This is a genomic window from Streptomyces sp. NPDC031445 (assembly GCF_055581365.1).
Window position 1 is genome coordinate 46,628 of the sequence record NZ_JBVIJO010000004.1, and the last position, 23,599, is coordinate 70,226.

The following is a 23,599-nucleotide window of genomic DNA, read 5'->3' on the forward strand; positions in this document are numbered from 1 at the left end:
GGGGGAAGCGTGGGCGGGGTGACCACGGGGGTGCCGGTGCTCGGCGCCCTGCTCTGGGGCGCGCTGGCCGGGGCCCTGCTGCCCCGCGCCGCCTACCGCTTCGCCGTACCGTCCGGCGAGCCGTGGCGCGACCGCTGCCCCGGCGGCCGCCATCCGGTCCGGGGGTGGCTGGGCCGGGTCCGGTGCGCCGCGTGCGCGCGCGTGGGCGAACGCGGGGGAGCCGAGGGGCGCGTGCCCGTCACCTCGTACCAGCCGTACGCCCCCTCCGCGCCGCTCCTCGCCACCGCCACCGCCCTCGTCTGCGCCGCCCTCGCCGCCGCCACCGGCACCCGGCCGGAGCTGGCGGTCTGGCTGCTGATCGCGCCCGCCGGCGTGCTCCTCGCCGCCGTCGACCTCCGGGTGCAGCGGCTGCCCGACCCGCTGACCCTCCCGCTCGCCGCCACCGCCCTCGCCCTGCTCGGCCTCGCCGCCCTGCTCCCCGAACACGCCGGTCACTGGCGCACCGCCCTCTACGGCGCCCTCGCGCTGGGCGCCGGCTACTACCTGCTGTACCGCGTCAACTCGGGCGGCATGGGCTTCGGTGACGTGAAGCTGGCCGTGGGCGCGGGCGCCGCGCTCGGCTGGTACGGCTGGCCCACCGTGCTGCTCGGCACCTTCGCGGGCTTCCTGCTCGGCGCGCTCTACGGCGGCGCGCTCGTCCTGGCCCGGCGGGCGGGCCGGAAGACGGCCGTACCGTTCGGCCCGTTCCTCCTCGCCGGTGCCCTCGCCGGTGTGCTGATCGGCGCGTACGCGGCCTGAGCGCGGGCGGAAGAAGGGGCTGGCGTAGGCTGACTCAGTCCGTCCACAACCCTTGACGAAAGGGACACCCTGGTGACCGAGAAGGCCGACCTCACGTCTGTCCTCGACCGTGCCGCTGCCGGTGGGCGGATCACCCCGGAAGAGGCGCTCGTCCTCTACCGCGACGCCCCCCTGCACGCCCTGGGCGCCGCCGCCGACGCGGTGCGCCGCCGCAAGTACGCGGGCATCGAGCACATCGCCACGTACATCATCGAGCGGAACATCAACTACACGAACGTGTGTGTCACGGCGTGCAAGTTCTGCGCCTTCTACGCGGCCCCCAAGGACAAGGAGAAGGGCTGGACGCGGGACCTGGACGACATCCTGCGCCGCTGCGCCGAGACCGTGGAGCTCGGCGGCACCCAGATCATGTTCCAGGGCGGCCACCACCCGGACTACGGCGTCGAGTACTACGAGAAGCACTTCCGGGCCATCAAGGAGGCCTTCCCGCAGCTCGTCATCCACTCCCTGGGCGCCTCCGAGGTCGAGCACATGGCCCGGATCAGCGGGGTCTCGGTGGAAGAGGCCATCACCCGCATCCACGAGGCCGGCCTGGACTCCTTCGCCGGCGCGGGCGCGGAACTGCTGCCCGAGCGCCCCCGCAAGGCCATCGCGCCCCTCAAGGAGAGCGGCGAGCGCTGGCTGGAGATCATGGAGACCGCGCACCGGCTGGGCGTCGAGTCCACCTCCACCATGCTGATGGGCACCGGCGAGACCAACGCCGAGCGGATCGAGCACCTGCGGATGATCCGGGACGTGCAGGACCGCACGGGCGGCTTCCGCGCGTTCATCCCGTACACCTACCAGCCCGAGAACAACCACCTGAAGGGCCGCACCCAGGCCACGCTCTTCGAGTACCTGCGGATGATCGCCATCGCCCGCCTCTTCCTGGACAACGTCCAGCACATCCAGGGCTCGTGGCTCACCACCGGCAAGGAGGTCGGCCAGCTGTCCCTGCACTACGGCGCGGACGACCTCGGCTCGATCATGCTGGAGGAGAACGTGGTCTCCTCGGCCGGCGCCAAGCACCGCTCCAACCGCCTGGAGATCATCGACCTGATCCGCAAGGCGGGCCGGGTCCCGGCGCAGCGCGCGACGACGTACGAGCACCTGGTCGTGCACGACGACCCGGCGAACGACCCCGTGGACGACCGCGTGGTATCCCACATCTCCTCCACGGCCATCGAGGGCGGCACGGCCCACCCCGAGCTGAAGCTGCTCGCGTCGAACTAGGGCCGCCGTGCTGACGATCCACGCCGACTCCAGGGGGCACGCCTTCCTCGTCAAGGGGGAGTGGATCGAGGCGGTCGGTCCCCTGGAGGAGCTGACCGCCGCGCAGCCACGCGTGCGCGTGCGCGCCTGGCCCGGCATCCTCACGCCCGGGTTCGTCAACCCCTACGGCAACGAGCTGCTGGAGCGGACGTACCACCCGGACCCGCGCGAGGCCGACGAGCTCGGCACCGAGCCGCTGACCGGGGACGCGCTCGGCTCCCTCAGCCTGGACGACGCCCGCTGGGGCGCCAGCGCCCGGCGGGGCATCCAGCGCCTGCTGGCGTACGGCACGGTCGCCGTGGCCTGCGAGCCCTTCGGCAGCCGCGCGGTGCGCGACGCCGTGCGGCGCTCCGGGCTCGGGACCGTGGGACGGCTAGGGACCCCCGACGAGCGGCCCTCCCTGGACCCGTTCGGCTCCGCCCGGCCCCCCACGCCGGCGGCCGAACGCCGCGAGGGTTCCGCCGCCCGCTTCGCCGTCTTCGACGTGCGCGACGAGGAGGAGCTGGCCGAGCGGGGCGCGGGGACGTGCGTGGCGACGGTGGTGGCGGGACGGCTGGTGTTCCGCCGCCGCTGAGCGGCCGCGGCGGTCCGCCGGGCCGGAGAAGCGGTCCGCTCAGCCGGAGAAGCGGCGCGCGAAGGCACCCGGCGTCTGGCTCACCCCGCTGCAGTCCGTGGCCGCGTCGTCCTGCCCGGACCGCCCCTTGGTACACGGCCGGTCCCGGAACGCCGACCACATCGACACCCAGGCGAGCCCCTTCCGCTCCGCGAACGTCCGCACCCGGTCCGCGTCGGACAGCGTGAACGTCTCCCCGGCCACGTCGTTGACACCGATCATGGAGGTCAGCGCCATGCCCCGCCAGGCGGCCGCGTCCGACAGCCCGAACACCTTCTTCAGCTGGGCGTGCGCGGCCGTCGCGGACGTCACGGCGTAGTCCCCCATGTCACCGTCGTACGACTCGCCGTAGTTCATGGTCATGAGATCGACCGTGGAGACCTGGACGTCGTACGTGTTCGCGGACTCCAGCAGCGCGAGGCCGTCCGCGTCGAGCCCCGAGGGCATCACCGGGAGGGTGAAGGAGACCTTCAGGTCCGGTCGTTCCTCCTGCAACCGCGCTATCGCCCGCGAACGCAATCCGACGGAGGCGGAGTTCGTCAGTTCGTCTCCCTCGACGTCGAAGTCGGCCGCGCTGGAGCCGGCCGCGTCCAGCGCCTTTCCATACGCGGCGGCGAGTTCCGAAACGCTGTCGCAGACGGCGGCCAACTCCTTTCCGGAGGCGCCGCCGAACGAAACTCGGACGTCGGCGCCGGTTTTCCTCAGCGCGGATATCCGGGACGTCACGGCGGAACCGGTGATCGCCTCAGTGCCGTTCCACCGTGGCGTACAGCCACTGCCACCGGAGATCACGAAGGCGAGGTTGTACGTCGCCGGGGACCCGGCGGCCTCGGTGGCGGTGGCCTCGGTGGCGCTGACGTAGGGAGCGTAGACGGTGCTGGTCGCGGGGGCGGCAGCGGTGCTGGAGGCGGCGTGCGGGGCGCTCGTGGCCCCGGCGGAACAACCCGTCACCGCGAGCGCGACCGCGCAGCCGGCCCCGGCCATCGGCCTCAGTGGACTCCTCATGGGGGGAAATCTCTCACACCGGGGTGTGCGTTCCGCGCGTTCTCTCAGCCCGCCGACAGGTTCACGGCGCCTTCAGGGGCGGCTCACAAGGATCTCGGGTGGCTCACAAGAATTCCAGAGAAAAGGACACATAAAGCCTCTCTAATATCCGGGGAATGCAATCCGAACCCGCCATCGAAACTCGCGCCGCCGGGCGCGGTCGTCGCCGCACACATGGCAACGGGTCCACCGAGGGACCCGTGTTCGTTGACACCACCGGACGCCGGTCGAAGGTGCTGCGCCGCCTCGGCCTGTTCCTCGGCGCCGTCTGCCTCGCCTACGCGGGCGTGCTCGCCGCCGCGTTCACGGGCTGGGGCACCTCGCTGAACCCGTCGTCCCTGCTGCCCTTCGGCGCGCGTGCCGAAGACGGCCGGGCACCCGGCGGGATGCGGCCCGAGGGCGGCATCGGCCGCCGGGCGGACCTGCCGGACACCGTCCGCCCGACGGCCTCACCCACCGCGTCCACGACCCCGTCCGTCCCCGCGTCCGCGTCCGCGGGCGCCAACTGAGCGGGGCGCAGCGGCAGTCATGACCACTCCGACGTCCTCCCGGGGCCGCAGGCGCGCGCCCACCCGCATCGAGCGCGCGGCAGGCCGGGCCGCGGCGCTGCAACGCCCCCGCGTCGTCCTCGCCCTCCTGCTCCTGCTCGCGCTGACCTGCGTGATGCTGCTCGACGGGTACCTGCGCGCCGAGGTCGGCGGCGACCAGCGCGTGCGCAGCGGAGCCGACTCCAGCGAGGTCCCGGACTCGATCCTCGACGGCGGCCCGATCCTCACCTTCCGCGGCGGCCGGGCCACCACGGTCTCCGTCCCCGCCAAGACCATCGCCCTCACCTTCGACGACGGCCCGGACCCGACCTGGACGCCCCAGGTCCTCGAGATCCTGCGCAAGTACGACGTCCCCGGCACGTTCTTCCTGGTGGGCTCCATGGTGTCGCGCTACCCGGGCATCGTGCGGACGATGGTCGAGCAGGGCAACGAGGTCGGCGTGCACACCTTCACGCACGTCGACCTGTCGTACCAGTCCGCGTCCCGCGTCGACCGCGAGATGGAGCAGACGCAGCTCGCCCTCGCCGGTGCGGCCGGCATCACCACGACCCTGTTCCGGGCGCCGTACTCCTCCGAGACGGACGCCATCGACGACTACAGCTGGCCCGTCTACGAGAGGCTCGGCAAGGACGGCTACACCAGCGTCTTCGTCGACACCGACAGCGACGACTGGAAGCGGCCGGGCGTCTCCGACATCGTGAAGTGGGCCACCCCGAAGGGCACCCGGGGCGCCTCGGTGCTCTTCCACGACGCGGGCGGCGAACGCTCGCAGACGATCGCGGCGCTGCCGGAGTACATCGAGAAGATGAAGGCGAAGGGCTACACCTTCACCACCATCAGCGGGGTCATGGCGGACCGGCAGACGGCGGGCGGCGGCACGCCCGCCGGCCTCCGCCTCCAGGCCGCCCACCACCGGGCCACCGGACTGACCCTCTACGAGGGCAAGGCCCTCGTCGCGGCCGTGGCCGTCGCCGAGTGGACCGTGCCCGCGCTGTCGGCCGGGCTGGCGATCGTCGGGGTGGCCGTGCTGGGCCGCTTCGGGATGATGCTGGTCCTCGCCCGCCGCCACCACCGGCAGCGCAACGGACGCCGGTTCGGCTGGGGCCCCGCGGTCACCGGGCCGGTGAGCGTGGTCGTCCCGGCGTACAACGAGAAGGAGTGCATCGCCAACACCCTCCGGTCGCTGGCGCTTAGCACCCACCCGATCGAGATCATCGTGGTGGACGACGGCTCGACCGACGGCACCTCGCGGATCGCGCGCGACGCGGCCGAGTCGCTCGGCATGACGAACGTCCGGGTGATCCGCCAGGAGAACGCCGGCAAACCGGCCGCGCTGAACAACGGCGTGCGCAACGCGTCGTACGACATCGTCATCATGATGGACGGCGACACGGTCTTCGAACCGGACACCGTGCGGCAGCTGGTGCAGCCCTTCGCCGACCCGTCCGTCGGCGCGGTCGCCGGCAACGCCAAGGTCGGCAACCGCACCACCGTGATCGGGGCCTGGCAGCACATCGAGTACGTGATGGGCTTCAACCTCGACCGGCGCATGTACGACCTGCTGCGCTGCATGCCCACCATCCCGGGCGCGATCGGCGCGTTCCGCCGGGACGCCGTGCTGGCGGCCGGCGGCATGAGCGAGGACACCCTCGCCGAGGACACCGACATCACCATCGCCATGCACCGCGCGGGCTGGCGGGTCGTCTACCAGGAGCACGCCCGTGCCTGGACGGAGGCGCCCGGCTCGCTCAAGCAGCTCTGGTCCCAGCGCTACCGCTGGTCGTACGGCACCATGCAGGCCCTGTGGAAGCACCGCACGTCCCTGACGGACCGGGGGCCCTCGGGCCGCTTCGGCCGGGTCGGCATGCCCCTGGTGGTGATCTTCCAGGTGGTCACGCCGCTCTTCGCCCCGCTCATCGACGTCTTCACCGTCTACTCGATGATCTTCGTCGACTTCCGGGCGGCCCTGCTGGCCTGGCTGGCGGTCCTCGGCGTCCAGCTCCTGTGCGCGGCCTACGCCTTCCGCCTCGACCGCGAGAAGTACCGGTACCTGCTGATGATGCCCCTGCAACAACTGGCCTACCGCCAGATGATGTACCTCGTCCTCATCCACTCCTGCGTCACCGCGCTCACCGGCGGCCGCCTGCGCTGGCAGAAGCTGAAGCGGACGGGCGAGGTCGGCACACCGGCGCAGGCGGGCTGAGATGGGAGCGCACAGCAGGACCGCGGCCGTTCCCCCCGTACGGCCGTCCGGGCCGGGCCCCGCCGGGCGCGACCGCTACTTCGACACGCTCAGGGCCCTGGCGCTGATCCGGGTGGTGACCTACCACACCTTCGGGTGGGCCTGGTGCGGCCTGGTGTTCCCCTCCATGGGCGTCATGTTCGCCCTGGCCGGGACCCTGATGGCGAAGTCCCTGGAACGCCCGGCCCCCAAGGTCCTCAGGAGCCGGCTCAGACGGCTGCTGCCCCCGTTCTGGTTCTGGGGCCTCTTCGTAGTGCTCGCGATGCTGGTCCACGGCTGGATGCCGGGCCGGCAGATCGTCTTCTGGGCCGTCCCGCTCGGCGACCCGCCGGGCAACGCGTGGGGCGAGCAGGCTTGGGAGATCCTCTGGTACCTGCGCACCTACCTCTGGTTCGTGCTGCTCTCCCCGCTGCTGCTGCGGCTCTTCCGGCTCGCCCCGGTCCCCGTCCTGCTGCTGTCCCTGGCGCCGGTCCTGATGCTGGACTTCTGCTGGGCGGGCCCGGACAACCGGCTGGGCAGCGCCCTGTGGGACCTGTCGACGTACCTCTTCTGCTGGCTGCTCGGCTTCGCCCACCGCGACGGTGTGCTCCAGCGGGCCAAGCCGGTCCCGGTGGCCGTCCTGTCGCTCGCGGCCCTCGGCTACGGCGCCTGGTACGCCTTCGGGCACCAGGCCGAGTTCGGGACGTACGACCTGGACGAGAACCCCCTCGCGCAGGCCTTCTGGTCGGCCGGCTTCGTGACGCTGCTGATGTGGGCGAAGGCGCGCCTGCGGATCGACCTCGCCGGGCTGACCCGGTTCCGGCGCCTGGACCGCGCGGTCACCGTGTTCAACGCCCGCGCGGTGACGATCTACCTCTGGCACGAGATCGCGCTGGTGCTGGCCGTCCCGCTGATCGACCGGCTCTGGGACGTACCGGCCTTCGAGACCTACCTGCCGCTGGACAGCCAGTGGTTCCTGTTCGGTGTCGGCTGGGTGCTGATCGCCTTCTTCGTGCTGGCGTGCGGGTGGGTGGAGGACGTGGCGGCCCGCAAGAAGCCGACGCTCCTGCCGGGAGGGCGGGCTGCAAGAATGGGCGGGTGACCCGCGCTTCCCTGAACAAGCAGCCGCACGAAGTCGCCTCGATGTTCGACGACGTGGCGGAACGGTACGACCTGACGAACGACGTGCTGTCGCTCGGCCAGGACCGGCGCTGGCGCAAGGAGGTGGCGAAGGCGGTCGACGCGCGCCCCGCGCAGAAGGTCCTGGACCTCGCCGCCGGCACGGCCACCTCCTCGCTGCCCTTCGCGCGGACCGGCGCGTACGTCGTCCCCTGCGACTTCTCCCTCGGCATGCTCCAGGTCGGCAAGAAGAAGCACACCTGGCTGCCGTTCACGGCGGGCGACGCGACGAGGCTGCCCTTCAAGGACGACACCTTCGACGCGGTGACGATCTCCTTCGGGCTGCGCAACGTCCAGGACACGGACGCGGCGCTGCGCGAGATGCACCGGGTCACCCGGCCCGGCGGACGCGTGGTGATCTGCGAGTTCTCCCACCCGACGTGGGCGCCGTTCCGCACCGTCTACACCGAGTACCTGATGCGGGCGCTGCCGTCGGTCGCGCGCGCGGTCTCCTCCAGCCCGGACGCGTACGTCTACCTCGCCGAGTCCATCCGGGCCTGGCCCGACCAGCCCGCGCTCGCCGAACGGCTGCGCGAGGCGGGCTGGTCCAAGGTGGCGTGGCGCGACCTCACCGGCGGGGTGGTCGCGCTGCACCGGGGCTTCAAGGAGTAGCGGGCTTCCGGGAGGCGGGGAGTCTCAGGAGGAGCCGAACCCGGCTACCGCGTACGGGTCGCCCGGCTGCTCCAGCTCCCGTCGCACTCCGCCCGTCGGTGGCCGCGGAACGCGCGGTTCCCGCACGCCTCCGCCGCCCTCTCCCTCACCGAAGTCGAACCACACGTAGACCATCGAGTCCGGCGGCACCTCGGCGCCGGGCTGCGGGTACTGGCGTACGACGTAGTCGACCACGGTGCGGTGGAAGTCCGGGCGGTCCGGCGCGTTGAGGAGCAGACCCCGCGTCCTGGCGGTCTCGCGCGCGTCCACGGCCATGAGACCGACCAGACGAGGGACGCGCACTTCGGGTGTTTTGGGTGTTATACGCACAGATGTCACCCCCAGCGGTACTGGAAGGGTAACGCTCACCCGGTCCACCCGGAAGGCGCTGGTACCTTTCCGTGACAGACGACTACTGTGCGTGATGGAAGCGGAGCCGGAAACACAGGGCCGGCTCGTCCAGCGTGGGGTGCGGGTAGGTCTCCGCCCGCTCCATGCCGAGCCGCCGGGTCACCGCGATCGACCGCTCGTTGCCCTGCCGGACCATCGCCACCACCTCCGGCACCCCGGCCTCCCGCACCCGCCGCAGCGTCTCCCGCGCCGCCGCGGTGGCGTACCCCTTGCCCCAGTGCGCCCGCCCGAGCCGCCAGCCGATCTCGATCTCGCCGACCGGGCCCCAGTCCGGCCGCCACGGCTGCGCACCGGTGAAGCCCATGACCTCGCCGGACTCGTCCAGCAGGGTCCACAGGCAGAAGCCGTGCTCCGCGTCGTGCCGCCGCTGGCGCGCGGTCAGTTCCTCGTACACCGACAGCTCCGCCGGCCTGCCGCCGTGGAACTCCATCACCTCCGGGTCGGCGAAGACCCGGTGCCACGCGACCGCGTCCTCGTGCGTGGGGACGCGCAGCCGTACCGCGGGGAGAGGTCGCTTCACAGGGCAGCCCTTCAGCCAGTCGATCAAGTCCGCTGAATAGACTGCCCATGTCCAGTGCCGGTCGGCACGCAGATTTCGAAACCTTGGGGAGATCCCGCCGTGACCGAGCCCCTCTCCGACCACACCGCCGATGTGATCGTCGTGGGCGCGGGGCCAGCCGGCTCCACGACCGCGTACCACCTCGCCAAGGCCGGTCTCGACGTCCTGCTCCTGGAGAAGACCGAGTTCCCCCGCGAGAAGGTGTGCGGCGACGGCCTCACCCCGCGCGCGGTCAAGCAGCTCGTCGCCATGGGCATCGACATCTCCGAGGAGGCCGGCTGGCTGCGCAACAAGGGCCTGCGCATCATCGGCGGCGGCTCCCGCCTCCAGCTCGACTGGCCCGACCTCGCCGCCTATCCGAACTACGGCCTGGTCCGCAAGCGCGACGACTTCGACGAGCAGCTCGCCCGCAACGCCCAGAAGGCCGGCGCCCGGCTGTACGAGCGCTGCAACGTCAGCGGCCCGGTGCTCGACGACCGCACCGGCCGCATCACCGGCGTCACCGCCAAGCTCGGCGAGGAGAAGCGCGAGGTCACCTTCCACGCGCCGCTCGTCGTCGCCGCCGACGGCAACTCCACCCGCCTCTCCCTGGCGATGGGCCTGCACCGCCGCGAGGACCGCCCGATGGGCGTGGCCGTGCGCACCTACTTCACCTCGCCCCGCCACGACGACGACTACCTGGAGTCCTGGCTGGAGCTGTGGGACCGCCGCGGCCCCCAGGACCGTCTGCTGCCCGGCTACGGCTGGATCTTCGGCATGGGTGACGGCACGTCGAACGTGGGCCTCGGCGTGCTCAACACCTCCGCCTCCTTCAAGGAGCTGGACTGGCGCGAGATCCTCAAGGCGTGGTGCGCCTCCATGCCGGAGGACTGGGGCTACACCCCGGAGAACATGACCGGCCCGATCCGCGGCGCCGCCCTGCCCATGGCCTTCAACCGCCAGCCGCACTACACGCGCGGGCTGCTGCTCGTCGGCGACGCCGGCGGCCTGGTGAACCCCTTCAACGGCGAGGGCATCGCCTACGCCATGGAGTCCGGCCAGATCGCCGCCGACGTCATCGTGCAGGCCCACGCGCGCGCGACGCCCGCCCAGCGCGAGATCGCCCTCCAGCGCTACCCGCGCGTCCTCAAGGACACCTACGGCGGCTACTACACGCTCGGCCGCGCCTTCGTGAAGCTCATCGGCAACCCGAAGGTCATGCAGATCGCCGCCCAGCGCGGTCTGACCCACCCGCTGCTGATGAAGTTCACCCTGAAGCTGCTGGCGAACCTCACCGACCCCACGGGCGGGGACGCGATGGACCGCATCATCAACGGCCTGAGCAAGGTGGCCCCGAAGGCGTGACCGGGCGCTGAGCCGCGGCGACGGCGGCCCGGCGGACGTACACCGCGTCCCGCCGGTCCGTCGTCTGCCGCGGAACCCGGCACCGACAGGCGCCCCTCGCCCTCGTCCAGCAGCCGTCGCCCGGTCGTGGGCGTTTCGAGCACTGGATTGACGATGTGTCCGACATGTCGGACTCTGCCTTCAATGGGGGCAGTTCATCCCGGCTGATGTGCCGCCGGGCCGGTGCCCTCGGCGGCGTACCACCGGACGGCGGCCCGAGCGGAGCATGTCAGGGACGAGGCGAGGCGCGTCAGGGGACGCCGCAAGGGCCGCTGCCCCGAGTGGCTGCGGCCCTACGCGTGCGAGAGGTGCCGAGTGCGCTCAGAGCACCCGCACGGCGCCGGTGGGCGGGTCGTACGACAGCGGGCGCTCCACGACACCGGTGGAGGGGTTCTGCGCGCCCACGAACATGCCGTCGCCGACGTACACCGCGACGTGGTACGCGGAACCCGCGCTGCCCCAGTACAGGATGTCGCCCGGCTGGAGGTTGCTCAGCGAGACCTGGGTGCCGGCCGTCGACTGGTCCTGGGAGACGCGCGGCAGGCTGATGCCGACCTGCTTGAAGGCCGTCTGCACCAGGCCGGAGCAGTCGTAGGCGGAGGGGCCGGTGGCGCCGGAGACGTACGCCTTGCCGACCTGCGCCTTGACGAAGCTGATGACGGCCGCGGCCGAACCGGTGGCCGGGGACGTGCTGGTGCTGGTGCTGGTGGCAGTGGTGGTGGACGTGGTGGTGGAGCCGGCGTCCGCCGTGGTGGAGAGCGTGGTCCGCTCCGCGGTGCGGGAGGCGCGGGCGGCGGCCTCCTTGCGGGCGTCCTCCTGGGCCTTCTTCTTGGCCTCCGCCGCCTTCTTCTTGGCGTCGGCGAGGTCCGCCTTGGCCTGCTTCGCGGCCTTCGCGGCAGCCGCGTCACGCTCGGCCTGCAGCTGGTAGTTCGCCGCGGCCTGCTCGGTGGCGTCCGCGGACTGGGCCGCCTGGGCGGCCAGGTCGGCCGTCAGGGTGGGCAGTTCGAGGGTCTGCGTCACCGGCTCGGCAGCGTTCGCCGAGCCGGACGCCCCGGCGACTGCCAGGGTGCCGAGGACGCCACCGGCAACTCCGGCCCGCATCGCGAGGGTCGACGCGCTGCGGCGGGGCTTCCGGTGGCTGCGTATGTGAGCGGTGTGGGACATGGGAACAACCGGTACCAGGGGCTCCTTCATATCTTCAAGAAACGTGTGCTGCGCCACAGTTGTTCAATCGAGACCCGGAAACCCGGGCGTGTCGCTCTTTATTGACGCCGTAACGGACATTGCGGACGCCCGTGATCAAGCCCTTGATCACGGTCTTTGATCATTAAGTCCGAATTGCCCCCCGCCTACCATTGGTTGGGTTCGTTGGCCAAGCCCGGTTCTCAGACGCCTCTCATGAATGTGGCGGACGTCACGGAACGATTACCGGAACGGCGGCGTCCGGCGCCCGCCCGGCTCGTGAACGCGTGCACGCGCCCGGAGTCCGTCCACATCCCGCCCCGGCCTCCCTCCGAGGTGTGAACGCGCCCCACTATCAGGCCATCGCGTCCATCGCCAATTTGCATGCATCGGAAGTCTCTTGATATGGAGACGCACCCTCCGGCCTGCGACGACGTGCGAGATTGTCACTTCTGGTGATCAACTGAACGCTTCGCGTATGAAGATCACTCATCATCCGACTTCATGATCCTTCGTCAGGTGGTGGAGATCACAAAGCTTGTGCAATACCCCGTGTCGCAGATCACAGAGCGGCAGGCATAAGATGCGAGGCAGTTGGGCTTGTGACCTGCTTCACATGTTCGCGATCTTCGCCGGGGCCAGCGGGGTTCGTGGGACCGGTGAGGCGGATGTGAGCCCAGTGCAACCGCCAGCAGTCAGTGCCGACTGAGAGGAGCGAGGAGCGGTGAACGCGTATGCGCCCATCCTCGTACTGGGAGCCCTCGGGGCAGGCTTTGCGATCTTCTCCGTGGTCATGGCCACGCTGATCGGTCCGAAGCGGTACAACCGCGCGAAACTCGAAGCCTACGAGTGCGGCATCGAGCCGACCCCCACGCCGGCCGGCGGCGGGCGCTTCCCCATCAAGTACTACCTGACGGCGATGCTCTTCATCGTCTTCGACATCGAGATCGTCTTCCTCTACCCCTGGGCCGTCACCTTCGACGCCCTGGGGATCTTCGGGCTCGTGGAGATGCTGCTCTTCGTGCTCACCGTCTTCGTCGCGTACGCGTACGTATGGCGGCGCGGCGGCCTGGAATGGGACTGAGGGGCCTTTAACGACATGGGACTCGAAGAAAAGCTGCCGAGCGGCTTCCTGCTGACCACCGTCGAGCAGGCCGCGGGCTGGGTGCGCAAGGCGTCCGTCTTCCCGGCCACCTTCGGCCTCGCCTGCTGTGCCATCGAGATGATGACCACGGGCGCCGGCCGCTACGACCTGGCCCGCTTCGGCATGGAGGTCTTCCGCGGCTCACCGCGCCAGGCGGACCTGATGATCGTCGCCGGCCGGGTCAGCCAGAAGATGGCGCCCGTCCTGAGGCAGGTCTACGACCAGATGCCCAACCCCAAGTGGGTGATCTCCATGGGCGTCTGCGCCTCCTCCGGCGGCATGTTCAACAACTACGCGATCGTCCAGGGCGTCGACCACATCGTCCCGGTCGACATCTACCTGCCGGGCTGCCCGCCCCGCCCCGAGATGCTGATGGACGCGATCCTCAAGCTCCACCAGAAGATCCAGTCCTCCAAGCTTGGCGTGAACGCCGAGGAGGCGGCCCGCGAGGCGGAGGAGGCGGCGCTCAAGGCCCTGCCCACGATCGAGATGAAGGGGCTGCTGCGGTGAGCGACGCGAACGGCACCCAGGGGAACCACGGGGCGAACGGCCCCGCGAACGGGGCGAACGGCCCCGCGAACGGGGTGAACGGCTCCGCGAACGGGGTCAACCCCGAGAAGGACCTCTCCGCCTCCAACCTCCCCGGCCAGCGCGGCCAGGGCGGCGAGGAGATCCGCGTGCAGCGCGGCATGTTCGGCGCCGACAACGGCGGCGACACCTCCGGCTACGGCGGCCTGGTCCGCTCGGTCCGACTCCCGGGACCGGCCACCCGCCCCTACGGCGGCTGGTTCGACGAGGTCGCCGACGAGCTGGAGGGCGCCCTGGAGGAGCAGGGACTCCTGCCGGGGAACGCCATCGAGAAGACGGTCGTCGACCGCGGCGAGCTGACCTTCCACATCGAACGCGAGCACCTGGTCCGCGTCGCCCGCACCCTGCGCGACGACCCGGCCCTGCGCTTCGAGCTGTGCACCGGCGTCAGCGGCGTCCACTACCCGCACGACAAGGGCCGCGAGCTGCACGCCGTCTACCACCTGCGCTCGATCACCCACAACCGGCTGATCCGCCTCGAAGTCAGCGCGCCCGACAGCGACCCGCGCATCCCGTCGCTGGTCCCCGTCTACCCGACGAACGACTGGCACGAGCGCGAGACCTACGACTTCTTCGGCATCGTCTTCGACGGTCACCCGGCCCTGACGCGGATCATGATGCCGGACGACTGGCAGGGCCACCCGCAGCGCAAGGACTACCCCCTCGGCGGCATCCCCGTCGAGTACAAGGGCGCCCAGATCCCGGCTCCGGACCAGCGGAGGTCGTACTCGTGAGCACGCAGTCAGCATCCGCCGCGTCGGCCGCGTCCGCGCGCGAGACCACCGAGGGCACCGTCTACACGGTCACCGGTGGCGACTGGGACGAGGTCGTCCAGTCCGCGGCCCGCGCCGACGACGAGCGCATCGTCGTCAACATGGGTCCCCAGCACCCGTCCACCCACGGGGTGCTCCGCCTGATCCTGGAGATCGAGGGCGAGACGGTCACCGAGGCCCGGTGCGGCATCGGCTACCTCCACACCGGCATCGAGAAGAACCTCGAGTACCGCACGTGGACGCAGGGCACCACGTTCGTGACGCGCATGGACTACCTGACGTCCTTCTTCAACGAGACCGCCTACTGCCTCGCCGTCGAGAAGCTCCTCGGCATCGAGGACCAGATCACCGAGCGCGCCAAGATCATCCGGGTGCTCCTGATGGAGCTGAACCGGCTGTCCTCCCACCTGGTGTGCATCGCCACCGGCGGCATGGAGCTGGGCGCCACCACGATCATGATCTACGGATTCCGTGATCGTGAAATGATTCTCGACATCTACGAGCTGGTCACGGGCCTGCGCATGAACCACGCGTACATCCGGCCCGGCGGACTCGCCCAGGACCTGCCGCCCGGCGCGGTGGACCAGATCCGCGAGTTCGTGAAGAAGATGAGGAAGAACCTCCCGGAGTACGACAAGCTCGCCACCGGGAACCCCATCTTCAAGGCCCGCATGCAGGACGTCGGCTACCTCGACCTGGCCGGCTGCATGGCCCTCGGCGCGACCGGCCCGATCCTGCGCGCCACCGGCCTGCCGCACGACCTGCGCAAGGCCCAGCCGTACTGCGGCTACGAGACGTACGACTTCGACGTCCCGACCGCCGACACCTGCGACGCCTACGGCCGCTTCCTCATCCGCCTGGAGGAGATGCGCCAGTCGCTCGGGATCGTCGAGCAGTGCCTGGACCGGCTCAAGCCCGGCCCGGTCATGGTCCCCGACAAGAAGATCGCCTGGCCCGCCCAGCTCGCCCTGGGACCGGACGGACTCGGCAACTCCCTCGACCACATCAAGAAGATCATGGGCACCTCCATGGAGGCCCTGATCCACCACTTCAAGCTGGTCACCGAGGGCTTCCGGGTCCCGCCGGGACAGGCGTACACGGCCGTCGAGTCGCCCAAGGGCGAACTCGGGGTGCACGCGGTGTCCGACGGCGGCACCCGCCCCTACCGGGTCCACTTCCGCGACCCGTCCTTCACCAACCTTCAGGCCATGGCGGCGATGTGCGAGGGCGGCCAGGTCGCCGACGTCATCGTCGCCGTCGCGTCCATCGACCCCGTGATGGGAGGCGTCGACCGGTGACCACCTCTTCTTCCGAGCGGGGCGTCAGCCTGGGCATGCCCGAACTGCCCGCGCCCGCCTACCCGGACGACGTCCGGGCCCGGCTGGAGGCGGACGCGCGCGAAGTGATCGCGCGCTACCCGGACTCCCGGTCCGCCCTGCTGCCGCTGCTCCACCTCGTGCAGTCGGAGGAGGGCCACGTCACGCGCACCGGCATGCGGTTCTGCGCGGACATGCTGGGTCTGACCACGGCCGAGGTCACCGCCGTCGCCACCTTCTACACGATGTACCGGCGCAAGCCGTCCGGCGACTACCAGGTCGGCGTCTGCACCAACACGCTGTGCGCGGTCATGGGCGGTGACGCGATCTTCGAGACCCTCCAGGAGCACCTGGGCGTCGGCAACGGCGAGACCACCGACGACGGCAAGGTCACCCTGGAGCACATCGAGTGCAACGCGGCCTGCGACTACGCGCCGGTCGTGATGGTCAACTGGGAGTTCTTCGACAACCAGACCCCGGCGAGCGCCAAGCACCTCGTCGACGACCTGCGGGCGGGGCGCCCCGTGCAGCCCACGCGCGGGGCGCGTCTGTGCACCTTCAAGGAGACCGCGCGCATCCTGGCCGGCTTCCCCGACGAGCGGCCCGGGGCCGTCGAGGAGGGCGGCAGTGCGGGACCCGCGTCGCTGGTGGGCCTCCGCCTGGCCAAGGGGGAGACCGCACCCGCGCGCGTGGTCCATCCGCGCGGAGGTCCGCACGAGGAATCGCAGGACCGGGTGCACGAGCCGTCGCCGGCCGAGCACCTCAGCTCCCATGACGCGCCGCAGGACACATCGGCCTCCGACCCTGCCCACCCCGCGGGGCCCACCGCAGAGGAGGGGGAGTGATGACCGTGGTATCCGAGGTCAAGGATCCGAGCCCCGAGAAGCTGCTCGCACCCGTGCTGTCGGCCTTCTGGGACGAGGACCGGTCCTGGACTCTGGACGTCTACCGGAGGCACGAGGGGTACGAGGGGCTCCGCAAGGCCCTCGCCATGTCGCCGGACGACCTGATCGCGTACGTCAAGGACTCCGGGCTGCGGGGCCGCGGCGGCGCGGGATTCCCGACGGGGATGAAGTGGCAGTTCATCCCTCAGGGTGATGGGAAACCGCACTATCTTGTTGTCAACGCCGACGAGTCGGAACCGGGCACCTGCAAGGACATCCCGCTCCTCTTCGCGAACCCGCACAGCCTCATCGAGGGCATCGTGATCGCGTGCTACGCCATCAGGTCGTCGCATGCCTTCATCTATCTGCGGGGTGAAGTCGTCCCCGTCCTGCGGCGGTTGCACGAGGCCGTGCGCGAGGCCTACGCGGCGGGCTACCTCGGCGAGAACATCCTGGGCAGCGGGCTCGACCTGACCCTCACCGTGCACGCCGGCGCCGGCGCGTACATCTGCGGTGAGGAGACCGCACTGCTCGACTCGCTCGAAGGCCGCCGTGGTCAACCGCGGCTCCGTCCCCCCTTCCCTGCGGTGGAAGGCCTCTACGCCTGTCCCACTGTGGTGAACAACGTCGAGTCGATCGCGTCGGTTCCCGCCATCCTGAAAAACGGCAAGGACTGGTTCAGGGCGATGGGCAGCGAGAAGTCCCCGGGCTTCACGCTCTACTCGCTCAGCGGCCATGTCGCGAGCCCCGGCCAGTACGAGGCCCCGCTCGGCATCACGCTGCGCCAGCTCCTCGACATGAGCGGCGGCATGCGGCCGGGCCACCGCCTGAAGTTCTGGACGCCGGGCGGCTCCTCCACACCGATGTTCACCGACGAGCACCTCGACGTCCCCCTCGACTACGAGGGCGTCGGCGCCGCCGGCTCCATGCTCGGCACCAAGGCGCTGCAGTGCTTCGACGAGACGACCTGCGTGGTGCGGGCGGTGACCCGCTGGACCGAGTTCTACGCCCACGAGTCCTGCGGCAAGTGCACACCCTGCCGCGAAGGGACGTACTGGCTGGTGCAGTTGCTGCGGGACATCGAGGCCGGCAAGGGCGTGATGTCCGACCTCGACAAGCTCAACGACATCGCCGACAACATCAACGGCAAGTCCTTCTGCGCCCTCGGCGACGGCGCCGCGTCCCCGATCTTCTCCTCGCTGAAGTACTTCCGCGAGGAGTACGAGCAGCACATCACGGGCCGGGGCTGCCCCTTCGACCCGGCCAAGTCGACGGCCTGGGCGGACCGCCCGGAGGTGAACGCATGACCGTGACCACCAGTGCTCCCGCGGGTGGGGGAGAGGCGGCGGTCCCGCCGGAGGACCTCGTCACGCTGACGATCGACGGCATCGAGATCAGCGTGCCCAAGGGCACCCTGGTCATCCGGGCCGCCGAGCAGCTCGGCATCGAGATCCCGCGTTTCTGCGACCACCCCCTGCTGGACCCGGCCGGCGCCTGCCGGCAGTGCATCGTCGAGGTCGAGGGCCAGCGCAAGCCGATGGCGTCCTGCACCATCACCTGCACGGACGGCATGGTCGTGAAGACCCAGCTCACCTCGCCGGTCGCCGAGAAGGCCCAGCACGGTGTGATGGAGCTGCTGCTCATCAACCACCCGCTGGACTGCCCGGTCTGCGACAAGGGCGGCGAGTGCCCGCTGCAGAACCAGGCGATGTCGCACGGCAACGCCGAGTCCCGCTTCGACGGCAAGAAGCGGACCTACGAGAAGCCCGTGCCGATCTCCACCCAGGTGCTGCTCGACCGCGAGCGGTGCGTGCTGTGCGCCCGCTGCACCCGCTTCTCCAACCAGATCGCGGGCGACCCCATGATCGAACTGGTCGAGCGGGGCGCGCTCCAGCAGGTCGGCACCGGCGAGGGCGACCCGTTCGAGTCGTACTTCTCCGGCAACACCATCCAGATCTGCCCGGTCGGCGCGCTCACCTCCGCCGCCTACCGGTTCCGCTCCCGCCCCTTCGACCTCGTCTCCTCCCCGTCGGTGTGCGAGCACTGCTCCGGCGGCTGCGCCACCCGCACCGACCACCGGCGCGGCAAGGTCATGCGGCGGCTCGCCGCCTACGACCCCGAGGTCAACGAGGAGTGGATCTGCGACAAGGGACGCTTCGCGTTCCGGTACGCGCAGACGAAGGACCGCCTCGACACGCCGCTGGTGCGCAACGCCGACGGTGTCCTGGAGCCCGCCTCCTGGCCCGAGGCGCTGGAGGCGGCGGCGCGCGGCCTGGGCGCCGCCCGCTCCCGGGCCGGTGTCCTCATCGGCGGCCGGCTGACCGTCGAGGACGCCTACGCGTACAGCAAGTTCGCGCGCGTGGTGCTCGACACCAACGACATCGACTTCCGCGCGCGCGTGCACAGCGGCGAGGAGGCCGACTTCCTGGCCGCCTGGGTGGCCGGCCGGGGCCGGGACCTGCGGGGGTCCCGCGGGGGTACGGGCGTCACGTACACCTCCCTGGAGAAGGCGCCCGCCGTCCTGCTGGTGGGCTTCGAGTCGGAGGAGGAGGCGCCCGGCGTCTTCCTGCGGCTGCGCAAGGCCTGGCGCAAGCGCAAGCAGCGGGTGTTCTCGCTGGCCACGCACGCCACCCGGGGCCTGGAGAAGGCGGGCGGCACGCTGCTGCCGGCCGCTCCGGGCACCGAGACGGAGTGGCTGGACGCGCTCGCCAGCGGCGTCGGCCTGGAGGAGCCCGGCACGCTCGCCGCCGAGGCCCTGCGCGCCGAGGGCGCCGTCATCGTCGTGGGGGAGCGGCTGGCCGGTGTCGCGGGCGGACTCACCGCCGCGCTGCGCGCCGCCACCGCGACCGGCGCCGAACTGGTGTGGATCCCGCGCCGGGCCGGTGAACGCGGCGCCGTCGAGATGGGCGCGCTGCCCTCGCTGCTGCCGGGCGGCCGTCCGGCGACCGACCCGCGCGCGCGGGAGGAGGTCGCCGCGGCCTGGGGCGTCGCCGAACTGCCGGCCCGCTACGGCCGCGACACCCACCAGATCGTCGAGGCCGCCGCCACCGGCGAACTCTCGGCGCTCCTGGTCGCCGGGGTGGAGGTCGCCGACCTGCCCGACCCGGCACGCGCGCGTGAGGCGCTGGAGAACGTCGGCTTCCTGGTGTCGCTGGAGTTGCGGCCCAGCGAGGTCACCGCCCGCGCCGACGTCGTCCTGCCGGTCGCCGCGGTCGCCGAGAAGGCGGGCACCTTCCTCAACTGGGAAGGCCGCGTACGCCTCTTCGAGGCCGCGCTCAAGCCCGATCAGATGACCCGCCCGCTCGCGCCGACCGACACGCGGGTCCTGCACATGCTCGCCGACGCCATGGACGGCGCCGAGGGCGCCGACGGGCGCCGGCGGCTGGGCCTGCCGGATCTGCGCGCCACGCGCGCGGAGATCGACCGGCTCGGCTCCTGGGACGGCCCCCGCGCCTCCGGTCCCCTGGAGACCGCGGGCGCGCTGCCCCGCCCGGCCGTCGGTGAGGCCGTGCTCGCCGGGCACCGGCTGCTGCTCGACCAGGGCGTCCTCCAGGAGGGCGACGAGGCGCTCGCCGGAACCCGGCACGCCGCACGCGCGCGCGTGTCCGCCGCGACGGCCGCCGAGGCGGGCGTCGCGGACGGCGAGGTCCTGACCGTCACCGGCCCCGCCGGCACGGTGGGACTGCCCGTCCAGATCACCGAGATGCCCGACCGGGTGGTCTGGCTCCCGCTGAACTCCGCCGGCACCGGCGTCGCCTCCGACACCGGGGCGCGTCCCGGCTCCCTCGTCCGCATCGGCCCGGCGGCAGTCGCCGGAGAGGCACCCAAGGAGGTGGAGGCATGAGCCCGTACCTCGCCGCTGAAGACCTCTCGATGTTCGGCCGCGACCCGTGGTGGCTGGTCGTCGTCAAGGCGGTCTTCTGCTTCGCGTTCCTGATGGTGACCGTCCTGTTCTCCATCGTCTGGGAGCGCAAGGTCGTCGCCTGGATGCAACTGCGCATCGGCCCCAACCGGCACGGCCCCTGGGGCATGCTCCAGTCGCTCGCCGACGGCGTGAAGCTGATGCTCAAGGAAGACCTCATCGTCAAGCGCGCGGACAAGGTGGTCTACGTCCTCGCGCCGATCGTCGCGGCCATCCCGGCCTTCATGGCGATCGCGGTGATCCCCTTCGGGCCGGCCGGGAACGAGATCTCGGTCTTCGGTCACCGCACCGCGATGCAGCTCACCGACCTGCCGATCGCGATGCTCTACATCCTCGCGGTCGCCTCGGTCGGCATCTACGGCATCGTGCTGGCGGGCTGGAGCTCCGGCTCCACCTATCCGCTCCTCGGCGGTCTGCGCTCCTGCGCGCAGATGATCTCGTACGAGATCGCCATGGGCGCCGCCTTCGCCTCCGTGTTCCTCTACTCGGGGTCGATGTCGACGTCCACGATCGTGGAGCAACAGCACGACCGCTGGTACATCCTGCTGCTGCCGGTCTCCTTCATCCTGTACATCGTCACGATGGTCGGCGAGACCAACCGCGCCCCGTTCGACATGCCGGAGTCCGAGGGCGACCTGGTCGGCGGCTTCAACACCGAGTACTCGTCGATCAAGTTCGCGATGTTCATGCTCGCCGAGTACGTGAACATGGTGACGGTCTCGGCCGTGTCGACCACGCTGTTCCTCGGCGGCTGGCGCGCGCCCTGGCCGGTCAGCTCCTTCTGGGAGGGCGCGAACCACGGCTGGTGGCCGCTGCTCTGGTTCGTCATCAAGGTGCAGCTGCTGCTGTTCTTCTTCATCTGGCTGCGCGGCACGCTCCCGCGTGTGCGCTACGACCAGCTGATGAAGCTCGGCTGGAAGGTGCTCATCCCGGTCTCGGTGACCTGGCTGATGCTGGTCGCCACCGTCCGCGCCCTGCGCAACGAGAACTACGACTTCGCCGACATCGCCCTCTACGTGGGCGGCGGTGTCCTCGCCCTGCTGCTGATCTCCTTCGTCGCGGACATGTTCCGCGACAAGGGCAGGCCGGCCGAGGAGCCCGCCGGCGGGGAGCCGGCGTTCGACCCGATGGCGGGCGGGTTCCCGGTGCCGCCGCTGCCCGGGCAGGAGCTGCCCGCGGTGCCGCGGCGCCGCCCCCGCTGGGGTGAGCGGGAGCTGATTGTCAGTGGCGGGCCGGACACTGTCAGTGACGGATCTTCGGATGGAAAGGAGGCGTCCGATGGCTGAGGAGCCTCAGGAGTCCGGGCAGACCAAGCCCGGTTTCCAGAACCCCGTGGCCGGCTTCGGCGTGACCTTCAAGGCCATGTTCAAGAAGCGGCTGACCGAGCAGTACCCGGAGCAGAAGAAGACCACGGCTCCGCGGTTCCACGGACGGCACCAGCTCAACCGCCATCCGGACGGCCTGGAGAAGTGCGTCGGCTGCGAGCTGTGCGCCTGGGCCTGCCCCGCCGACGCCATCTACGTGGAGGGCGCCGACAACACCGACGAGGAGCGCTACTCGCCGGGCGAGCGGTACGGCCGCGTCTACCAGATCAACTACGCCCGCTGCATCCTGTGCGGGCTGTGCATCGAGGCGTGCCCCACGCGCGCGCTGACGATGACGAACGAGTTCGAGCTGGCCGACTCCAGCCGCGCCAACCTCATCTACACCAAGGAACAGCTGCTCGCCGGTCTCGAGGAGGGCATGGTCGACACGCCGCACTCGATCTTCCCGGGGACGGACGAACAGGACTACTACCGCGGCCTGGTGACGCAGGCCGCGCCCGGTACGGTCCGCCAGGTGGCCGTCTCCAAGGGCGAGGTCCCGCAGGAGGCCGCCTCCACCTTCGGCGAGGACGAGCCGGCCTCGGAGAAGGTGATCGGCCGATGACCGCTCAGCATCTCGCCGCCTACACCACCTCCACCGGTGAGGCCTTCCAGTTCTGGGTCCTCGGCACGGTCGCGGTGATCGGCGCCCTGTGCACCGTCTTCATGAAGAAGGCCGTGCACAGCGCGCTGTGCCTCGCCGGCACCATGATCGTCCTGGCGGTGTTCTACCTCGCCAACGGCGCCTACTTCCTCGGGATCGTGCAGATCGTCGTCTACACCGGCGCGATCATGATGCTGTTCCTGTTCGTGGTGATGCTCGTCGGCGTCACGGCCGCGGACTCCCTGAAGGAGACCATCAAGGGCCAGCGCTGGCTGGCCCTCGTGTGCGGGGCCGGCTTCGGGGTCCTGCTGTTCGCCGGCATCGCCAACGCCTCCCTGAAGGAGTTCGACGGCGCCGGCCGGGCGAACGCGAACGGCAACGTGGAGGGGCTGGCGTCCCTCCTCTTCACCAAGTACGTCTTCGCCTTCGAGATCACCGGCGCGCTGCTCATCACGGCCGCGGTCGGCGCCATGGTGCTCACCCACCGGGAGCGCACCGAGCGCGCCAAGACGCAGCGCGAGCTGTCCGAACAGCGCGTCCGCGAGGGGAAGCACCTCCCGCCGCTGCCCGCCCCCGGTGTCTACGCCCGGCACAACGCCGTGGACATCGCGGGTCTGCTGCCCGACGGCACCCCGTCCGAGCTGACCGTCAACAAGACGCTGCGCGCACGCGGGCAGATCCGTGACGTGTCCGCGGAGGCGCTGGGCGACCTGCGGGCGCTGGAGCAGCGCGCGGAGGAGCGCCTGGAGCGCCGGGCGGCCGAGCCGGAGACGTTCAAGCGGTCCGAGGAGGCGTCGAAGTGAACCCGGTCAACTACCTCTACCTCGCCGCCCTGCTGTTCACGATCGGCGCGACCGGCGTCCTGATCCGGCGCAACGCCATCGTGGTCTTCATGTGCATCGAGCTGATGCTGAACGCCTGCAACCTCGCGTTCGTCACCTTCTCCCGGATGCACGGCAACCTCGACGGCCAGATCATCGCCTTCTTCACGATGGTCGTCGCCGCCGCGGAGGTCGTGGTGGGCCTGGCGATCATCGTGTCGCTGTTCCGCGCCCGCCACTCGGCCTCGGTCGACGACGCCAGCCTGATGAAGCTGTAAGGGGT

23 protein-coding genes and 1 pseudogene are annotated in these 23,599 nt (G+C 70.8%); 19 read left to right on the plus strand and 5 right to left on the minus strand.

Going from position 1 to position 23,599, the window contains the following annotated elements; all coding sequences use genetic code 11:
* The first annotated feature begins 18 nt into the window (after positions 1–18).
* The 3 genes from ACZ5DC_RS12915 to ACZ5DC_RS12925 all read left to right on the plus strand — a co-directional run bounded on the left by ACZ5DC_RS12915 (position 19) and on the right by ACZ5DC_RS12925 (position 2,683).
* The gene (locus ACZ5DC_RS12915; RefSeq protein ID WP_468652162.1) at positions 19–798 is read left to right on the plus strand and encodes a prepilin peptidase; all 780 of its coding nucleotides are present in this window, start codon (positions 19–21) and stop codon (positions 796–798) included.
* Positions 799–870: 72 nt separating this feature from the next.
* Entirely contained in the window at positions 871–2,070 is a 1,200-nt protein-coding gene (gene mqnC, locus ACZ5DC_RS12920; RefSeq protein WP_014674270.1) for a cyclic dehypoxanthinyl futalosine synthase, read from the plus strand.
* 7 nt (positions 2,071–2,077) lie between these two features.
* Positions 2,078–2,683, plus strand: coding sequence for a hypothetical protein (locus ACZ5DC_RS12925; RefSeq protein WP_468652164.1), 606 nt, complete (start codon positions 2,078–2,080; stop codon positions 2,681–2,683).
* Positions 2,684–2,722: 39 nt separating this feature from the next.
* Here the strand turns inward: ACZ5DC_RS12925 and ACZ5DC_RS12930 are convergent, their stop codons facing one another.
* Entirely contained in the window at positions 2,723–3,727 is a 1,005-nt protein-coding gene (locus ACZ5DC_RS12930) for a chitinase (protein ID WP_468652166.1), read from the minus strand.
* A 239-nt stretch (positions 3,728–3,966) separates the two neighbouring features.
* Between ACZ5DC_RS12930 and ACZ5DC_RS12935 the strand changes: the two genes are divergently transcribed.
* The 4 genes from ACZ5DC_RS12935 to ACZ5DC_RS12950 are packed head-to-tail and all read left to right on the plus strand — an operon-like array spanning position 3,967 to position 8,326.
* Positions 3,967–4,275, plus strand: coding sequence for a hypothetical protein (locus ACZ5DC_RS12935; protein ID WP_468652168.1), 309 nt, complete (start codon positions 3,967–3,969; stop codon positions 4,273–4,275).
* Positions 4,276–4,294: 19 nt separating this feature from the next.
* On the plus strand, positions 4,295–6,517 hold the full coding sequence (locus ACZ5DC_RS12940; protein WP_468652169.1) for a bifunctional polysaccharide deacetylase/glycosyltransferase family 2 protein: 2,223 nt from the start codon (positions 4,295–4,297) through the stop codon (positions 6,515–6,517).
* 1 nt (position 6,518) lies between these two features.
* Positions 6,519–7,637 (plus strand): acyltransferase family protein, encoded by a 1,119-nt coding sequence (locus tag ACZ5DC_RS12945; protein WP_468652171.1) that lies wholly within the window; start codon positions 6,519–6,521, stop codon positions 7,635–7,637.
* Positions 7,634–8,326 carry a demethylmenaquinone methyltransferase gene (locus ACZ5DC_RS12950; RefSeq protein ID WP_171153819.1) on the plus strand — a complete coding sequence of 231 codons (693 nt, stop codon included), beginning with the start codon at positions 7,634–7,636 and terminating at the stop codon, positions 8,324–8,326. Before ACZ5DC_RS12945 ends, ACZ5DC_RS12950 begins: the two co-directional genes overlap by 4 nt.
* A gap of 24 nt (positions 8,327–8,350) precedes the next feature.
* Here ACZ5DC_RS12950 and ACZ5DC_RS12955 read toward each other — a convergent pair whose 3' ends face one another.
* Entirely contained in the window at positions 8,351–8,668 is a 318-nt protein-coding gene (locus tag ACZ5DC_RS12955; RefSeq protein WP_468652173.1) for a PASTA domain-containing protein, read from the minus strand.
* Positions 8,669–8,777: 109 nt separating this feature from the next.
* Positions 8,778–9,296, minus strand: a complete 519-nt coding sequence (locus ACZ5DC_RS12960) for a GNAT family N-acetyltransferase (RefSeq protein ID WP_468652175.1) — start codon at positions 9,294–9,296, stop codon at positions 8,778–8,780.
* Positions 9,297–9,395: 99 nt separating this feature from the next.
* Here ACZ5DC_RS12960 and ACZ5DC_RS12965 point away from each other — a divergent pair, with 99 nt between their 5' ends.
* A complete protein-coding gene (locus tag ACZ5DC_RS12965; protein ID WP_171153812.1) occupies positions 9,396–10,679 on the plus strand; it encodes a geranylgeranyl reductase family protein in 1,284 nt (427 codons plus the stop codon).
* Positions 10,680–10,747: 68 nt separating this feature from the next.
* Here the strand turns inward: ACZ5DC_RS12965 and ACZ5DC_RS12970 are convergent.
* Positions 10,748–10,867, minus strand: a pseudogene (locus ACZ5DC_RS12970) (peptide deformylase); the annotation flags it as partial.
* A gap of 172 nt (positions 10,868–11,039) precedes the next feature.
* Entirely contained in the window at positions 11,040–11,882 is an 843-nt protein-coding gene (locus ACZ5DC_RS12975) for a C40 family peptidase (protein WP_468652178.1), read from the minus strand.
* Positions 11,883–12,624: 742 nt separating this feature from the next.
* Between ACZ5DC_RS12975 and ACZ5DC_RS12980 the strand changes: the two genes are divergently transcribed.
* Genes ACZ5DC_RS12980 through nuoK form a run of 11 tightly spaced genes read left to right on the plus strand, consistent with a single transcriptional unit; the run spans position 12,625 to position 23,594 of the window.
* Positions 12,625–12,984: an NADH-quinone oxidoreductase subunit A gene (locus ACZ5DC_RS12980; protein ID WP_003992243.1), complete on the plus strand. Its 360-nt coding sequence runs from the start codon at positions 12,625–12,627 to the stop codon at positions 12,982–12,984.
* 15 nt (positions 12,985–12,999) lie between these two features.
* Complete coding sequence (locus ACZ5DC_RS12985; RefSeq protein ID WP_007383964.1) at positions 13,000–13,554, plus strand: NuoB/complex I 20 kDa subunit family protein; 555 nt, start codon at positions 13,000–13,002, stop codon at positions 13,552–13,554.
* Positions 13,551–14,366, plus strand: a complete 816-nt coding sequence (locus ACZ5DC_RS12990; protein ID WP_468652180.1) for an NADH-quinone oxidoreductase subunit C — start codon at positions 13,551–13,553, stop codon at positions 14,364–14,366. Before ACZ5DC_RS12985 ends, ACZ5DC_RS12990 begins: the two co-directional genes overlap by 4 nt.
* Positions 14,363–15,703 (plus strand): NADH-quinone oxidoreductase subunit D, encoded by a 1,341-nt coding sequence (locus ACZ5DC_RS12995; RefSeq protein WP_468652182.1) that lies wholly within the window; start codon positions 14,363–14,365, stop codon positions 15,701–15,703. Before ACZ5DC_RS12990 ends, ACZ5DC_RS12995 begins: the two co-directional genes overlap by 4 nt.
* Positions 15,700–16,566 (plus strand): NADH-quinone oxidoreductase subunit NuoE, encoded by an 867-nt coding sequence (gene nuoE / locus ACZ5DC_RS13000; RefSeq protein ID WP_468652184.1) that lies wholly within the window; start codon positions 15,700–15,702, stop codon positions 16,564–16,566. The genes ACZ5DC_RS12995 and nuoE overlap by 4 nt, the downstream gene beginning before the upstream one ends.
* A complete protein-coding gene (gene nuoF / locus ACZ5DC_RS13005; protein WP_468652186.1) occupies positions 16,566–17,912 on the plus strand; it encodes an NADH-quinone oxidoreductase subunit NuoF in 1,347 nt (448 codons plus the stop codon). Before nuoE ends, nuoF begins: the two co-directional genes overlap by 1 nt.
* Complete coding sequence (locus ACZ5DC_RS13010; protein ID WP_468652187.1) at positions 17,909–20,449, plus strand: NADH-quinone oxidoreductase subunit G; 2,541 nt, start codon at positions 17,909–17,911, stop codon at positions 20,447–20,449. Before nuoF ends, ACZ5DC_RS13010 begins: the two co-directional genes overlap by 4 nt.
* The gene (nuoH, locus tag ACZ5DC_RS13015) at positions 20,446–21,813 is read left to right on the plus strand and encodes an NADH-quinone oxidoreductase subunit NuoH (protein WP_468652189.1); all 1,368 of its coding nucleotides are present in this window, start codon (positions 20,446–20,448) and stop codon (positions 21,811–21,813) included. Before ACZ5DC_RS13010 ends, nuoH begins: the two co-directional genes overlap by 4 nt.
* On the plus strand, positions 21,806–22,456 hold the full coding sequence (gene nuoI / locus ACZ5DC_RS13020; protein WP_366748500.1) for an NADH-quinone oxidoreductase subunit NuoI: 651 nt from the start codon (positions 21,806–21,808) through the stop codon (positions 22,454–22,456). Before nuoH ends, nuoI begins: the two co-directional genes overlap by 8 nt.
* Entirely contained in the window at positions 22,453–23,298 is an 846-nt protein-coding gene (locus tag ACZ5DC_RS13025) for an NADH-quinone oxidoreductase subunit J (RefSeq protein ID WP_468652192.1), read from the plus strand. Before nuoI ends, ACZ5DC_RS13025 begins: the two co-directional genes overlap by 4 nt.
* Entirely contained in the window at positions 23,295–23,594 is a 300-nt protein-coding gene (gene nuoK / locus ACZ5DC_RS13030) for an NADH-quinone oxidoreductase subunit NuoK (RefSeq protein WP_030641022.1), read from the plus strand. The genes ACZ5DC_RS13025 and nuoK overlap by 4 nt, the downstream gene beginning before the upstream one ends.
* The last annotated feature ends 5 nt before the right edge of the window (positions 23,595–23,599 follow it).